The following is a 14,584-nucleotide window of genomic DNA, read 5'->3' as shown; positions in this document are numbered from 1 at the left end:
ACTGACAGCATGCGCCCATGAACTTTTCCAGCGACAACATCCAGCTGTTTCTCGCCGTGCTCGACCGCGGCTCGTTCTCGGCAGCGGCCCGGGCCTTGCAGCGCGTGCCCTCGGCGGTGAGCATGGCAATCGGCAACCTGGAGGCGGAGCTGGGCTATGCCCTGTTCGAGCGCGGCCCGCGCGAAGTGCGCGCCACCGCCCAGGCCCTGGCGCTCGAACCTCACGCGCGGCTGATCGCCGAACAGCTGGGGCTGTTGCAGGTGCATGCGCTGGAGCTTTCCCAGGGGCTGGAAAGCCGCCTGACCGTGGCCGTGGTGCCGGACATCGACCACCGCCCCCTGCTGGCCGCCATCGCCAGCCTCGGCGAGCGCTTTGCGCTGCTCGACATCGACTTGCTCAGTGCCCCCCAGGACGAAGCCCTGCAACTGCTCGACAGCGGCCGCGCCGACCTGTGCCTGGCCTTCGCCGGCCTGCAGGTCGATGCCCGGCGCGGCTTTCAGCACGTCGGCACGGAAACCCTGGTGGCGACCCTGGCGCCCCATCACCCGGCCCTGCGCGAAGGCCGCATCCGCAACCTTGAAGATCTGATCGAGGTGCGCCAGATCCTGGTGCGCAGCCGCGACCTGCCGCTGCTCGACCCGCGGGCGCTGATCGGTGCCACGCACTGGTCCACCGACAGTTTCGACCTGGCCCTGCAGATGGTCGAAGCCGGCCTTGGCTGGGGTGACCTGCCACTGGCCCGGGTCGCGCCGCTGATCGCCAGCAGCCGGCTGGTGCGCCTGGCGTTCGGCAACACGCGCAACGAATTGCAGTTGCCCATCCACGCCCTGTGGCGCAAGCAACAACCGCTGGGCCAGGCGGCGCGCCTGCTGATCGAGCAGCTGGCGCACCGCTAGGGGTGCCGTCCGTCGCCTGCGGCGCAAGACAATGCGCCGGCATTTCAATGTTTTACCGCCCGCGCCGATAGCTCAGGAGACAGGCCCCGCCAGCGCGCCACAAGCGCGCGGCGCCCTCCCCTCCATGGCTTAAGGTCTCGAAACATGAACCTGAAATTTCGCCACAAAATCCTGCTCAGCGCCTGCGGCGTCGTGGTGCTGGCATTCGCCCTGTTCACCCTCTACAACGATTACCTGCAACGCAACACCTTGCGCCAGAACATCGAAGCGTCGGTCCAGCAGGCTGGCGCCCTGACCGCCAGCAGCGTGCAGAACTGGATGAGCGGACGCATCCTGGTGCTGGAAAACCTGGCCCAGGACATCGCCACGCAAGGGGCCGGCGACACGCTGGCCGGGCTGATCGAGCAACCTTCCTACACGCGCAACTTCCTCTTCACCTACCTGGGCCAGGCCAACGGCGTGTTCACCCAGCGCCCCGACACGCAGATGCCCGCCGGTTACGACCCGCGCCAGCGGCCGTGGTACGCCAGTGCGGCGAACGCCGGGCAGACCGTGCTCACCGCCCCCTACCAGGGCGCTGTCGGCGGCCTGATGGTGACCATCGCCACCCCGGTCAAAAGCAAGGCCAGCGGCGAGTTGATCGGCGTGGTCGGCGGCGACCTGACCCTCGACACCCTGGTGCAGATCATCAATTCGGTCGACTTCGGCGGCATCGGCCATGCCTTCCTGGCCGACAGCGAAGGCCAGGTGATCGTCAGCCCCGACAAAAGCCAGCTGATGAAAAACCTCAAGGACATCTACCCCGGCAGCGGCCTGCGCGTGGCCGCGGGGATGCAGGATGTGCAGCTCGATGGCCAGGAGCGGCTGATCTCGTTCGCCCCGGTGGCCGGCCTGCCGTCGGCGCAGTGGTACATCGGCCTGTCGATCGACAAGGACAAGGCCTACGCCGCCATCGGCCAGTTCCGCACCTCGGCGGTGATCGCCATGCTCATCGCCGTGGTCGCCATCGCCGTGCTGCTGGGCCTGCTGATCCCCGTACTGATGCGCCCGCTGACCACCATGGGCCGGGCCATGCGCGACATCGCCGAGGGCGAAGGCGACCTGACCCGGCGCCTGGACGTGCAGCACAAGGACGAGTTCGGCGAGCTGGCCAGCTCGTTCAACCGCTTCGTCGAGCGCATCCACACCTCGATCAGCGAAGTGTCCTCGGCCACGCGCCTGGTGCACGACCTGTCGGAGCAAGTGGTCAACGCCTCCAACGCCTCGATCATCGGCTCCGAAGAGCAGAGCATGCGCACCAACAGCGTTGCCGCGGCGATCAACCAGCTGGGCGCCGCCACTCAGGAAATCGCCCGCAACGCCGCCGACGCCTCGCAGCATGCCAGTGGCGCCAGCGAACAGGCCCACGGCGGGCGCGAGGTGGTGGAGGAAACGATCAGTGCGATGACCGCCCTGTCCCAGCGCATCAGCGAGTCCTGCGCGCAGATCGAAACGCTCAACGCCAGCACCGACGAAATCGGCAAGATCCTCGACGTGATCAAGGGCATTTCCCAGCAGACCAACCTGCTGGCGCTCAACGCCGCCATCGAGGCTGCGCGCGCGGGCGAGGCCGGGCGCGGCTTTGCCGTGGTCGCCGACGAGGTACGCAACCTGGCGCACCGCACCCAGGAGTCGGCCGAAGAGATCCACCGCATGATCACCGGCCTGCAGGTGGGCTCACGCGAAGCGGTGCACACCATGAACACCAGCCAGGTGTCCAGCGAGCAGACCGTGCAGGTGGCCAACCAGGCCGGCGTGCGCCTGGCCAGCGTGACCCAGCGCATTGGCGAGATCGACGGCATGAACCAGTCGGTGGCGACCGCGACCGAAGAGCAGACGGCGGTGGTCGAGAGCCTGAACCTGGACATTACCCAGATCAACGCGCTCAACCAGCAAGGGGTGGAGAACCTGAATGAAACCCTGCGCCATTGCGATGCGCTGGCGCAGCAGGCCGGGCGCTTGAAGCAACTGGTGGACAGCTTCCGCATCTGAGGTGAACCCATCGCCGGCAAGCCGGCTCCCACAGGCAATATGCTGTAGCCAAAATCGCATGACACCTGTGGGAGTGGGCTTGGAGGCGTGAGTGACTGTCTGCGTAGGGCAGTTCAGCGTGATTTGTAGGATCTTTCTTGCTGTGTCTTGGCGCGACTTTCTTGCGCTTGGCGAGTGCTAGCTTCCCGGCTTTCACTCGAGGAGATAGCGCATGGCACGTTTCAGGATCCAGGGCAGGAACCAGGCGTTGAACGGGGACCGCACCACCACAGGGGCCACATGCCTGGCCAGCGGTAGCGGGTTCAAAGGGCATGGGCGTGAAGCGCTGCGGTTGTATGACAAGACCACCCAATGCCCTGCCTGTGGGGAAGTCGGCACGCTGGTTGAAGGGGTACAGAACTTCGTCATCCAAGGCCGCCCGGCGGTGGTTGATGGGGCGTTGGTGGCGTGTAAATGCCCAGCGGGAAAAAACCGCGTCCTAGCCTTGGGAGGGCCTGGTGAAGCGGCAAGCACCTCAACCACACAGCAGGCGAGCCAGGCACATACCGCCCAAGCTGCAGCTTCACCAACAGCATCACCGAGCCACGCATTCAGCACCCCGGCAAGTGCCTCACCGGCGCTAGTCGAGCCGGGCTTTCACATCGTGCAACGCAGCATGTCGTTCGAGCAGGTGCTGGAGAGCCTGGGAGCAACGCATAGCCCACTGCCCATCTCACTTTTGCAGCGGCTCAATCCCACATTTGCCGAAGGTTTCAAGGCTGGTGAGATCTTCGTGCTTGGCAGTCCCGGTAGCGGCTTTGCCTGCAATGCTCAGGAAACCGAACTGATGATGGTGGCGGAGAAGGCCAGAGAGTCGCTAGCCATTCTTTCCGTTGAGGAAGCCAACTTCATGATGCGGCATATCGGTGAGATTGCCGGGGTGCTGAATGGGGCGAGTCAGTCGATGGGGGTGGGCAAGGACATGCTGGAACGCGGCTTGGGGCAGGTCAAGGATACGTTGAAAGGAATTGAAGCCTTGCATCAGCAACAGTTTGCACTGCACGGCCATTTGAACAGTGCGGACTTCTTCGCAAAGCGCAAAGAGCTGTACCAGCATTTGAGCGCACAGTTACGGGCTGGTTTTTTGAATAAAACATTGAATCTAGGCAGTTACGACACACTTCGGCGCGACCTGGGTATCTCCACCAAAAGCTTGGTGCATCACTGGAAAAAGGCGGGTGGGCCAGGGCAGATTCCGGGGTATGCCACGCACCTTGATGAAGTGGCGAAGACGTCTAATTACTTGAAGTATGGCGGGTACGTGGCGATTGGACTCGGGGCGGGTTCTTCCTATCTCAAAGTGCAGGAAGCCTGTAGGGCTGGAGAGACCGAGGCGTGTAAAAGAATTCGTTTTACCGAAACTGGCAGCTTTTCAGGTGGTTTAGGTGGAGGAATAGCGGGCGCTAAGGTAGGGGCTGAAGCATCTCGACTAGTCTGCGCATTTGGAATCTACGGCAAGGTCGTTTGCGGGGTCATACTTGTTGGCAGTGTTTCTTTTGCTTTGAGCAAAGGGGGGGAGAAATTTGGAGAGGCCGCTGGTGAAGTCGTCTTCGAGAATCTGTATGACTGAATTCAATTCCTGGCCTGGCAGCCTACAGATCGCCTTCTTCCTCGCGCCCTTTGTTATCGGCGCTGTTGGCCTTGGAGTTCATTATCACCTTGCAGGATCTCGGCATTTTGAGGCGCTTTGTTCAGCGTTTAAAAATAGTCCCGGAGTGATTGAAGACTTGAGGTATTGGACCACCGTATCAATTCGAACCAAGGCCATGATAGTGGCGGGTATAACATTAGGGGCGATTTGTCCGACGCTGGTGGTTCGTAGAGGCTGGTTGAATGCTGAAGACTGTCGAAATTGTCCGATCTATTTGAAGCGACGTCTCCAATTTTCATTTTGGTGTACCGCAGTGGCAGCTATCTGGATCATGGCTGGCTGGGCATTGATCGAGCTTGGCAAACCCCCACAGTGACCGCAGCGCCGCCGATCCCTGTGGGAGCCGGCTTGCCGGCGATTGGGCTGCGCAGCAGCCCTTACGCCACCGCCACCTTGCCCTGCCTGCCGCGCCGCAGCCAGGCCAGCAACACCGCCGCCATCAGCACGAACCCCAGGTAGCCGAACAGCGGATACACCTGCCCCACCAGGCTGATGAAGCCCACCAGGCTGCAGACGAACGCCACCACCCCGGTCACCACCGAGCCCCAACGGAACTTGGCGGTGCCCGCCGGCAGCAGCCGGGACAGGAACGAGAACAGCGTGCCCACCGCCGTGTTGACGATCATGCCGAAAATGATCAGGCACATCACCAGCCCCAGCAGCGGTGAAACCTCGTTGGCGATCGACAGCATCGGCATCGGCAGGTCGGCGACGCTGTCCAGGCGCGACAGCAAGCCGGCGCTCATCACCAGCATCAGCCCACCCAGCGCGGCGCCGCCGAGCAAGCCGCCCCATATCGCGGTCTTCTCGCCCTTGGCCGAACCGCCAAGAATCGCCAGGATCGGCGCGCCGGCGACGATGTTGTACGACACATACAAGAACGCCCCCAGCAGCCAGTGGCGCGTACCGGCCTGCTGCTGGCTGGCCAGTTGGTCGAGCATGGCGAAACTCTGCCCGCGGGTGAACACGGCATACAGGGCGATGGCCGAGGCCACCAGGATCAGCAGCGGGGTGATGGCGCCGATGGCGACGATCACCTTGCGCACGTCCAGGCACACGATGCCCACCACCAGCAGGGTCACCAGCACGCTGCCGGTCAGCGCCGGGATGCCGAACTGCTGCTCCAGCAAGGCACCGCCGCCGGCCAGCATCACCACGGTCACGGCGAACATGAAGAAGGTGATCAGCCAGTCGACGAACAAACCCAGGTGGCGCCCGCAGATGGCCTGGATCACATCCTTGTGCGACGTCGCCCGCTGGCGGTTGCCAAGCGCCGCCAAGGCCATGCCCAGGAAGGTGAACAGCGCGGCGCTGACCAGCGCCCCGGCCAGCCCCCAGACGCCGAAATCGACGAAGAACAACAGCAACTCCCGCCCGGACGCAAAGCCCGCCCCTACGATCACGCCGACGAAGGCCCCGGCGATCTTCAGTTGTTCTTGCATGTGAACCTCAGGTTATTTTTGTTGTGTGTGGGTGGCCCCGTCGCGGGCATGGCCGCGACGGGGCTGCACTCAGCCCTGGCCGATGTAGGCCTGCACTTCGATTTCCACGTCCACGCCCAGCGCCAGTGCCGAGGCCACGGTGGAGCGCACCGGCAGCGCCTCACCGAAGAAGGCCTTGTAGACCTCGTTGAAACCGGCGAAGTGGGCCATGTCGGACAGCCACACGGTCACCTTGACCACCTGGTCGAAGCGCGCGCCGCAGGCCTCCAGGCTCTCGGCGATGCGCTCGCAGGCGGCGCGCGTCTGGGTCTGGATATCGCCACGTACCACCTCGCCCGCCGGGCTCATCGGCACCTGCCCGGAAAGGAACAGGAAACCGCCCGCCTTGACGGCACGCGAGAACGGGAATGGCAGGCTGCTGGGGAAACGCTGGATGTCGTTGCTCATGCAAAGCTCCTTTCAGGATGACTGGAAACGTGCCGGGGACAGGCGCTCGGGCGCCACGCCCTGGGCAATCAGGCTCGGGCACAGCGGCTGCCCGAGCAACAGGTCGGCGGCCAGGCGCGAAGCACCGGCCGCCGACTGGATACCATAGCCGCCCTGCGCCGCCAGCCAGAAGAAGCCCGGCGCCTGCGGGGCGAAGCCGATCACCAGGTCGCCATCGGCCACGAACGAACGCAGGCCCGCCCAGCTGTGGCTGGGGCGGCGGATGGCCAGGGTGGTCATGGCTTCGATGTTGTAGATGCCCAGGGCGATGTCGAGCTCTTCGGGGGCGGCGTCCTGCGGCTCGACCGGGTCGGCGTTGGCGGGGGAGCCCAGCAACTGGCCGGCGTCGGGCTTGAAGTAAAAGCTCTCGTCGACACCGATCACCGCCGGCCAGCGGGCGAAGTCCTGCTCGGCCGGGCCGGGGAAAGTAAAGGCGCTGCGCCGGCACGGCTGCAGGCCGATCGGCGCCACCGCGCATTGCGCGGCCACCCGGTCGGCCCAGGCGCCTGCGGCATTGACCAGCTCGCGCGCCTGCAACTGGCTGCCGTCGGCCAGCGTCACATGCCACACGCCATCCAGGTAGCGGCCTTCGAGCAGCTCGGCATTGCAGCGCAGCTCACCGCCGGCGGCGCGGTAGCCGCGCAGGAAGCCCTGGTGCAGGGCATGCACATCGAGGTCCATGGCGCCTGGCTCGTGCACGGCACCGACGATGACTTCGTCGCGCAGGCTCGGCACCAGTGCCAGGGCGGCTTCGCGGTCCAGCAGGCTGACGTCGGTGCCATTGGCCAGGTTCTGCGCGTAGGTGGCTTGGAGCAATTCGCCCTGCTCATGGCTGGCGACGTACAGGCAGCCACGTGGTTCGAGCAGCGGGTGCTCGCAGAAGCCTGCCGGCGGCGTTTCGTAGAACGCCCGGCTGGCGCGGGTCAGGGCCTGGATCTGCGGGGTGCCGTAGGCCTCCATGAACATCGCCGCGGAGCGCCCGGTGGAGTGGTAGCCCGGCTGCGCTTCACGCTCCAGCAGCAGCACCTGGCGCTGGCCCGCCAGGCGGTAGGCCAGGGAGGCGCCGGCAATGCCGGCACCAATGATCAAGGTGTCGTAGATCGGGGTCATGCACGCTCCTGCCAGGGAATTATCATTTATGAGAATTCTAATATATGAGAATTTAGAAATAAGCAAGGCTGCAAGGTAAGATGCCCGACCTTTGTCCTACACCGAGAGCCGCGAATGCCCGATGACCGCCCTGCCGCCACAGGCCGCCCCACTGCCCTGCCCCTGCTCGATCGCGCCGAGGTTGGCGGGCGCCTGCGCCAGGTGCGCAAGGCCCGCCAGCTGACGCTCAAGCAGTTGTCTGCGCTCAGTGGTGTGCCGGTCTCGACCTTGTCGAAGATGGAATTGGCGCAGGTGTCGGTGGGCTACGAGAAACTCGCCGCCGCAGCGCGGGCGCTGAATATCGACATCGCCCAGCTGTTTCGTGCCAGCGGCTCGGTGAATGCCCCGGTACCTGTGACCGTGGTGGTCGACTCCTTGCCAGCGGCGGCGGGCTACTCCACCGGCACCTACGACTACCACCCGCTTGCCGGGGACTTCCCGCAGCGGCGCATGACCCCCGCCTATGCCCGCATCATCGCGCGCGAACGCGGCCAGTTCGATGACTTTATCCGCCACCCCGGGCAGGAGTTCGCCGTGGTGCTGAGCGGGCGCGTGCGCATCGAGTTCGAAACCGGCGAGGCGGTGCGCATCGGCCCGCAGGAAACGGCGTATTTCGACAGCCAGGTGGGGCATATCTACCTGTCGGAAAGCGACGACGGCGGCGACGCCCATGTGATGGTGGTGATGACCGACCGCTGAGCTGCCGCTGGTTATAACCTAATAACGAACAAGTCTATTTGGCTATAAAAACTCCCTATATGCTGGCACCCATCCGATCACGGGCAAAGCTGGGCAGTCGAGTAGCGTATGGATGTAGGTTCTTTCGGTTTCACCCTTGCCGGACTGGTTGTGGGTTTCATCGTCGGCATGACCGGCGTGGGTGGCGGCTCGCTGATGACGCCAATCCTGCTCTGGTTCGGCATCAACCCCGCCACCGCCGTGGGCACCGACCTGCTCTACGCCGCCATCACCAAGGCCAGTGGCGTCTGGGTACATGCCCGCAACAAGAACATCGACTGGAAGATCACCGGCCTGCTGAGCCTGGGCAGCGTGCCGGCTGCGGCACTCACCCTGCTGTTCCTCAGCACCCTGCACACCGACACCTCGGCGCTCAACGCCATCATCAAGCAGGGCCTGGCGGTGGTGCTGATCCTCACCGCGCTGGCGATCCTGTTCAAGTCGCGCCTGCAGGCCTTCGCCAGCCGCCATGCCGGTGACCACTATCACTTGAGCGACCGCAGCCTGAATATCCTCACCGTGCTGACCGGCGTGGTGCTCGGGGTGATGGTCACGCTGACCTCGATCGGTGCCGGCGCGCTGGGCACCGTGGCGCTGTTCCTGCTCTACCCGTTCCTGGTCACCCGCCGCCTGGTGGGCACCGAAATCGCCCACGCCGTGCCGCTGACCCTGGTGGCGGGCCTCGGCCACGCCGGCATGGGCAACATGGACTGGTCGCTGCTGGGTTACCTGCTGCTCGGTTCGTTGCCCGGCATCTACCTGGGCAGCCACCTCACCGGGCGCATCTCCGACCGCGTGCTGCGCCCGTGCCTGGCGGCGATGCTGCTGCTGATCGGCTACAAACTGGCATTCTGAAGCGCCTGGGCCGCGATAAAGTCGCGGCCTGGCAGGAACACTGCGGTACGATCGCCAGTCCAACTAGGCGAAATGCCACCAGAGCCCGTTCAATGCCAGCCACCCCCAGCCCGTTACTGCTCGCCCTGCGCGAAGGCACCCTCACCTGCCACAAAGCCCTCGAGGCGCGCCTGCCGTTCTTCGATGCCGGCTTCGACACCGCCGCCTACAGCCGGCTGATGCAAGCCTACTACGGCTTCCACGCGCCGCTCGAAGCGCGCCTGGGCGCGTACCAGGAACCCTTGCGCGCCAAGACCCCCGCACTGGCACTGGACCTGCAGGCCCTCGCACTGAGCGCCAGCGACATCGACACCCTGCCCTTGTGCCAAGCCTTGCCGGTGGTGCGCGACGAAGCCAGCGCCCTGGGCGTGATGTACGTGCTGGAAGGCTCGACCCTGGGCGGCCAGGTGCTCAAGCGGGCGATGGCCGAGCGCCTTGGCCTGGGGCCGAGCAGCGGTGCGGGTTTTCTGGATGTGTACGGCGCCCTTACCGGGCGCTACTGGCGCGACTTCCTCGAGCGCCTCGACCAGGCCCCGAGCGCCCCGGCGGCGCAGGCCGCCACCGTGCAGGCAGCTATCGACACCTTCGCCTGTTTCGAACACTGGCTGGGGCAGCGCAACGTGCTCAACCCGGCGCCGGTCAACTGACCCACTGCCACAGCCCCCAAGCCGGCAGTGCGCCGGCCAGCCACACCGCCAGGCGCGGCCAGTAAGGCAACAGCACGACCAGCAGCAGCCCGGCCAGGGACAGCAGCGCGCACCACGCCACCGGCCCCATCGCCCAGCCCCAGGCCTGGGCGCACAGCCACAGGCTGGCCAGCAGCGCCAGCCAACCCGCGCCGCGCAGGAGCTTGCCAAACACGGCCGGGCACTCGCGCTGCCATACATGTTTGTAGTGCCGCTGCAGCCCCTGGCACAGCCCGAGCATGCCGGCGTAGGCAAACAGCCCGGCACCTGCGATCAACAGCATCATGCGCCCACCTCCAGCCGCCGCCCTGCCCCGACCTTGCGCGTTGCCGGCTGCGCCCGCTGAACGCGCAGCGCCACCAGGCCCAGCAAGGCGCCCAAGGCCAGCGCGCCTGCCGCCACACCCAGGCGCAACGCGTCATCCAGCCCGCCGAATGCCACCTGGCCCATGCACAGCAGCGCCGCCAAACCCAGTTGTTCGACCCAAGCCTGGCGCGCCGGCCTCACGCCCGCGTGCAACAGCGCCAACAACCACAGGCCGAAGAATGCCCGCACCTCCCAGGCCTCGCGCCCGGCCAGCTCCATCGGCAACAGGCGGCTGGCCCACAACAGGCCCACGCACGCCAGCAGCAGCCCGGAAACGAAGCCGACATTGCATACCTCGGCCAGCCTGTACCAGCGGTGGCCAGGCGCTTCGCTGCTGGCGTACTAGCGCCCACGCTTGACGCAGAACAGCACCAGCCCGCTGGCGATCATCACGCAACTGATCACGCCGCAGACGAAATACAGCCAGCGCATCGGGTAGCCGCCGAACTGGGCAAAATGCAGGCCGGCCATCACCCGCTGGGTCAACGGCGCCGCCCGCCACTCGCTGACATCGCTGAGCAGCGCGCCGCTGACTCCGTCGAAGACCATCGCCTGGCCCTTGGACAGTGCGATGCGATTGCCCAGTTCGGGGCGGATTTCGATACGTGCTCCTGCAGTGTTGGGGTTGCGGATGTTGAACCCGGCGATCGGCCCCAGCCGCGCCTCGGCCTGGGCCAGCAACGGCGCGATGTCGACCAGCTCGGCCGGCTGCTTGCTCAGCGCCCGTGGCTGCTCCAGGCGGGCGTTGCCCTGGGCCTGGAAGTAGGCGCGGTTGTCGCCGGCGAACAACGCATCGACGCCGGCCGGGATGTAGATGAGCATGAAGATCACCAGGCCGGTGTAGGTGATCATCAGGTGGAACGGCAGCAACAGCACCGCGCTGGCGTTGTGAAAGTCCAGCCAGGAACGCTGGCCCTTGCCGGGCCGGAAGGTGAAGAACTCCTTGAAGATCTTCTTGTGGATGACGATGCCGGTGACCAGCGCCGCCAGCATCACCAGGGCCAGCGCCCCGACCACGAAGATGCCCCAGTTGCGCGGCAGGTCGAGGGTGAAGTGAAAGCGGAAGAAGAAGTTGCCGCCGACGCTGTCGCGCACCGCGATGGGCTCACCACTGCCTGGGTCCAGTTGCACCCCGCCGCCATGGCGCCGCTCGCCGGTGGACACCCGAAGCCCAGGGGCACGCTCGGTCGGCAGGCTGACGCCCCAGTTGCCGGCCTGGGCTTCGTTCGCCTGCAGGTAGTCGATGGCGCGTTGCGCGGCGGTGGCCTGGGGCACTGCTGCCGACGGAATCTCCGGCTGCATCCAGTGGTTGAGCTCCTTGTCGAAGACCGCCAGGGTGCCGGTGACGAAGATGGCGAACAGCAGCCAGCCGAAGATCAGCCCGGCCCAGGTGTGCAGCCAGGCCATCAATTGGGTGAAGGTGTTTTTCATGCCAGCCACTCCAGGGCCTGGGGCCAGAAGCCGAGCAGTGCCAAGGGCGCCGCCACCGCCAGCGGCGCCCAGGCGCGCAGGGCGTCACGGCTGGCGAAGGCCCAGAGGATGGCCAGGGTGTAGAAGAGGAAGGCGGGCAAGGTGGCGACGATGACCGCATCGCGGTCGGCCAGTGGCAACAGGCGGGCCAGGCAAGCGGTGGCGGCGTAGCTGAAGGCATAGCCGCCGAGCAGCGCGGCGGCGCTGCGGGAGAGGATTTGCAGCCAGGCGGGGGATCTAGACATGTGGCTTCCTTGAAAATCGGTGCGCCCCATTCGCGGGGCAAGCCCGCTCCCACAGAACCTGCACAGCCTCAAGGACAGTGGGTGGCCTGTGGGAGCGGGCTTGCCCCGCGAATGGGGCGCACAGCGGCCCCTAAGCTCAGAAGGAGATATTCAGCGCAGCAAACAGCGCCCGCCCCGGCTGGTTATAGGTATTGGCCCCCGAGCTGCTGGCATTGCCGCCACGCAGAATCTGCTTGTCGAACACGTTGTTCACCCCCACCCGCACGTCATAGTTGGCGTTGAACTTGTACCCGGCACTCACATCCACCAGCCCATAGGCCTCGACGTCCTGCTGCGCCTCGCTGTCGTACTTTTCCTGGGTGCGGTAGTTGTAGGTCGGCGACTTCTGCTTGCCGTAGTAGGTACCGGCCAGCTGCAACGACAGCTTGTCGGTGGCGCGCCAGTCGAGGGTGCTGTTGACCGTGTACTCGGGGATCACCGACAGCGGCTCGCCGGTCTCGCGGTTGTCGTTGTCGAGCATCCAGGTCAGGTTGGTGTTCCAGTCCAGCACCGGGCTGAGCTCGACGAACAGGTTGCCCTCGATCCCTTCCACCCGCGCCTTGCCGGCGTTTTCCCACTGGGTCACGCGGCGGCCGTTGTTGATGGTGTAGAGCAGGTCGGTGCCGCCGATGATCTTGTTCTGGTAGTCGTTGCGAAAGTACGTCGCGCTGGTGCGCCAGCTGCCACGGTCGTACAGCAGGCCGATTTCCTTGTTGACGCTGATCTCCGGCTTGAGGTCGGCATTGCCCTGCAGGTAGCAGCCGCCAGAGTTGCCCTGCTGCACGCTGCAGCCCTGGCCACGGCTGTAGAGCAGGTAGTTGGGGTTGGACTGGTACAGGTTCGGCACCTTGTAGGCGCGGGCGATGCCGCCCTTGACCGACAGCGCCTCGGTGAGCTTGTGCGACAGGTTGAGGCTGGGGCTGAAGTTGTCGCCGAACATCTCGTGGTGGTCGAAGCGCAGGCCTGGGGTCACGGTGGTGTCGCCAAGGATGATGTTGTCCTCGACGAACAGCGCGTAGCTCTTGGCGGTCATCTTCGAGTCGCTGCGGTCGAAACCGATGATCGCGTTGCCGCTGCCGCCGCTCGGGTCGAAACTTTGCGGGCGGAACGAGCCCTGGTCATTGAGCGACTCGTACAGGTATTCGCCGCCCAAGGTCAGCACGTGCTCGGTGCTGCCCATGGCGAACGGCAGGTTCACCTCGCTGCTCAGGCGCGTGTTGCGCAGCCGCGACATCGCCGCACCACTGTCGTTGATCGCCCCTTCCGGGCCTCCGGCCAGGCCCTCGTTGAGGCGCCAGTTGCGCACGTACTCGTAGGCCAGGGTGCTCTTGCTGGTACCCCAGGTGAAGTCGCCCAGGTGGGTCAGGTCGTAGGTGTTGCGCTGCATGACGTTGGTTTCGTGGCCATACAAACTGTCGATCAGCTCGAGGTTGCCGCCACCGTTGCTGTTCATGGTGTCGCCGGCGTAGATGTTGCCCTGGCGGCTGTAGCCTGCGCTGGCCTCCAGGCGGTGCTCGTCGTTGAGCTTCCAGCTCAGCAGGCCGTTGATGTCCTTGTTGCGCACGCCCTCGCGGCCGGCCACCAGCGCGCTGTTGGCATGCCCGGCGTTGATGTCCAGGTCGTCGGCGTCGGTCTTGGCCAGGCCACCGAACAGGCGGAACCCGAGGTCATCGGTAAGGCCGCCGCTGAGGTTGAAGTTGGCGCGGCGGCTGGCGCCTTCGGCGCTGTCTTCGGGCATCTGGGTGTAGAAGTTGAGGTTGCCCTTGAGCTCGTCCGTGGGCCGCTTGGTGATGATGTTGACCACCCCGCCCATGGCCCCGGAGCCATAGCGCGCGGCCGCCGGGCCACGCAGGATTTCGATGCGCTCGACCGCCTCGGCCGGCACCCAGTTGGTTTCGCCGCGGGTGTCGCGGTCGCCGTTCCAGCCGTAGCGCACGGCGTTGCGCGCACTGGAGGGCTTGCCGTCGATGAGGATCAGGGTGTTTTCCGGGCCCATGCCGCGCAGGTCGATCTGCCGGTTGTTGCCGCGTGCGCCGCTGGCGCTGTTGCCAGTCAGGTTGACGCCAGGCTCGCGGCGGATGATGTCCGAGAGGTCGTTGGCCGGCGGGCGGCGCTTGATGTCTTCTTCGGTGATGATCGAGGAGCCCAGCGCCTGGCGCGCTTCGCGCTCGGCGGTGATCAGGGTGTCCTGGATCACCAGCGCCTTTTCCCCTGCCGGGGCCTGCAGCACCTCACCGGAACGCTGCGGCTCGGCGTCGGCGGCATTGGCCAGCATGGCTGGCGATGCCAGGGCGACGAAGGCCAGGGCCACGCTGTTGGGTGAGGTTTTGCACTGCATTGACACATCTCCTGCGGATCATGGGCGAACGGCACACCCCAGGCGGATGCCGGAAGCCTTCGCCCACCGGCCTCGTTTGGGGGCCAACAGGGATGGTGAATATAGTGATTCTCA

The 14,584-nt window shown here is 65.5% G+C and carries 13 protein-coding genes and 1 pseudogene; 7 read left to right on the top strand and 7 right to left on the bottom strand.

What is annotated here, in order from left to right; translation table 11 throughout:
• Positions 1–17 precede the first annotated feature (17 nt).
• The 4 genes from B3E94_RS21500 to B3E94_RS21485 all read left to right on the top strand — a co-directional run bounded on the left by B3E94_RS21500 (position 18) and on the right by B3E94_RS21485 (position 4,933).
• Positions 18–896, top strand: coding sequence for a LysR family transcriptional regulator (locus B3E94_RS21500; RefSeq protein ID WP_286915123.1), 879 nt, complete (start codon positions 18–20; stop codon positions 894–896).
• Between the two features lie 144 nt (positions 897–1,040).
• The gene (gene mcpA, locus B3E94_RS21495; RefSeq protein ID WP_286915122.1) at positions 1,041–2,927 is read left to right on the top strand and encodes a methyl-accepting chemotaxis protein McpA; all 1,887 of its coding nucleotides are present in this window, start codon (positions 1,041–1,043) and stop codon (positions 2,925–2,927) included.
• A 211-nt stretch (positions 2,928–3,138) separates the two neighbouring features.
• Positions 3,139–4,536, top strand: a complete 1,398-nt coding sequence (locus B3E94_RS21490) for a PAAR domain-containing protein (protein ID WP_286915121.1) — start codon at positions 3,139–3,141, stop codon at positions 4,534–4,536.
• Positions 4,529–4,933, top strand: a complete 405-nt coding sequence (locus tag B3E94_RS21485) for a hypothetical protein (RefSeq protein WP_286915119.1) — start codon at positions 4,529–4,531, stop codon at positions 4,931–4,933. Before B3E94_RS21490 ends, B3E94_RS21485 begins: the two co-directional genes overlap by 8 nt.
• 61 nt (positions 4,934–4,994) lie before the next feature.
• Here the strand turns inward: B3E94_RS21485 and B3E94_RS21480 are convergent, their stop codons facing one another.
• From B3E94_RS21480 to B3E94_RS21470, 3 genes are all read right to left on the bottom strand, one after another.
• On the bottom strand, positions 4,995–6,059 hold the full coding sequence (locus tag B3E94_RS21480) for a hypothetical protein (RefSeq protein WP_176512114.1): 1,065 nt from the start codon (positions 6,057–6,059) through the stop codon (positions 4,995–4,997).
• A 69-nt stretch (positions 6,060–6,128) separates the two neighbouring features.
• Positions 6,129–6,506, bottom strand: a complete 378-nt coding sequence (locus tag B3E94_RS21475; protein ID WP_286915118.1) for a RidA family protein — start codon at positions 6,504–6,506, stop codon at positions 6,129–6,131.
• A 12-nt stretch (positions 6,507–6,518) separates the two neighbouring features.
• The gene (locus B3E94_RS21470; protein ID WP_286915117.1) at positions 6,519–7,655 is read right to left on the bottom strand and encodes an NAD(P)/FAD-dependent oxidoreductase; all 1,137 of its coding nucleotides are present in this window, start codon (positions 7,653–7,655) and stop codon (positions 6,519–6,521) included.
• A 114-nt stretch (positions 7,656–7,769) separates the two neighbouring features.
• Between B3E94_RS21470 and B3E94_RS21465 the strand changes: the two genes are divergently transcribed.
• The 3 genes from B3E94_RS21465 to B3E94_RS21455 all read left to right on the top strand — a co-directional run bounded on the left by B3E94_RS21465 (position 7,770) and on the right by B3E94_RS21455 (position 9,973).
• Entirely contained in the window at positions 7,770–8,393 is a 624-nt protein-coding gene (locus B3E94_RS21465; RefSeq protein ID WP_176512117.1) for a helix-turn-helix domain-containing protein, read from the top strand.
• 108 nt (positions 8,394–8,501) lie between these two features.
• Positions 8,502–9,287: a sulfite exporter TauE/SafE family protein gene (locus B3E94_RS21460; RefSeq protein ID WP_176512118.1), complete on the top strand. Its 786-nt coding sequence runs from the start codon at positions 8,502–8,504 to the stop codon at positions 9,285–9,287.
• A gap of 92 nt (positions 9,288–9,379) precedes the next feature.
• Positions 9,380–9,973 carry a biliverdin-producing heme oxygenase gene (locus B3E94_RS21455; RefSeq protein WP_286915116.1) on the top strand — a complete coding sequence of 198 codons (594 nt, stop codon included), beginning with the start codon at positions 9,380–9,382 and terminating at the stop codon, positions 9,971–9,973.
• Here the strand turns inward: B3E94_RS21455 and B3E94_RS21450 are convergent.
• The 4 genes and pseudogenes from B3E94_RS21450 to B3E94_RS21435 form a co-directional block, all read right to left on the bottom strand.
• Entirely contained in the window at positions 9,966–10,298 is a 333-nt protein-coding gene (locus tag B3E94_RS21450; RefSeq protein WP_286915115.1) for a DUF3325 domain-containing protein, read from the bottom strand. The two genes, B3E94_RS21455 and B3E94_RS21450, sit on opposite strands and share 8 nt — an antisense overlap.
• Positions 10,295–11,809, bottom strand: a pseudogene (locus tag B3E94_RS21445) (PepSY-associated TM helix domain-containing protein). The gene B3E94_RS21450 and the pseudogene B3E94_RS21445 overlap by 4 nt, the downstream one beginning before the upstream one ends.
• Entirely contained in the window at positions 11,806–12,093 is a 288-nt protein-coding gene (locus B3E94_RS21440; protein ID WP_286915113.1) for an iron transporter, read from the bottom strand. The pseudogene B3E94_RS21445 and the gene B3E94_RS21440 overlap by 4 nt, the downstream one beginning before the upstream one ends.
• A gap of 136 nt (positions 12,094–12,229) precedes the next feature.
• Positions 12,230–14,470, bottom strand: a complete 2,241-nt coding sequence (locus B3E94_RS21435; protein ID WP_286915112.1) for a TonB-dependent siderophore receptor — start codon at positions 14,468–14,470, stop codon at positions 12,230–12,232.
• Positions 14,471–14,584 lie beyond the last annotated feature (114 nt).

Source organism: Pseudomonas sp. UBA6315 (genome assembly GCF_002438125.1).
In the GTDB taxonomy this organism is placed as follows: domain Bacteria; phylum Pseudomonadota; class Gammaproteobacteria; order Pseudomonadales; family Pseudomonadaceae; genus Aquipseudomonas; species Aquipseudomonas faucium.
Note: the sequence above shows the minus strand (reverse complement) of the source record. Positions and strands in the feature narration are given on the sequence as shown.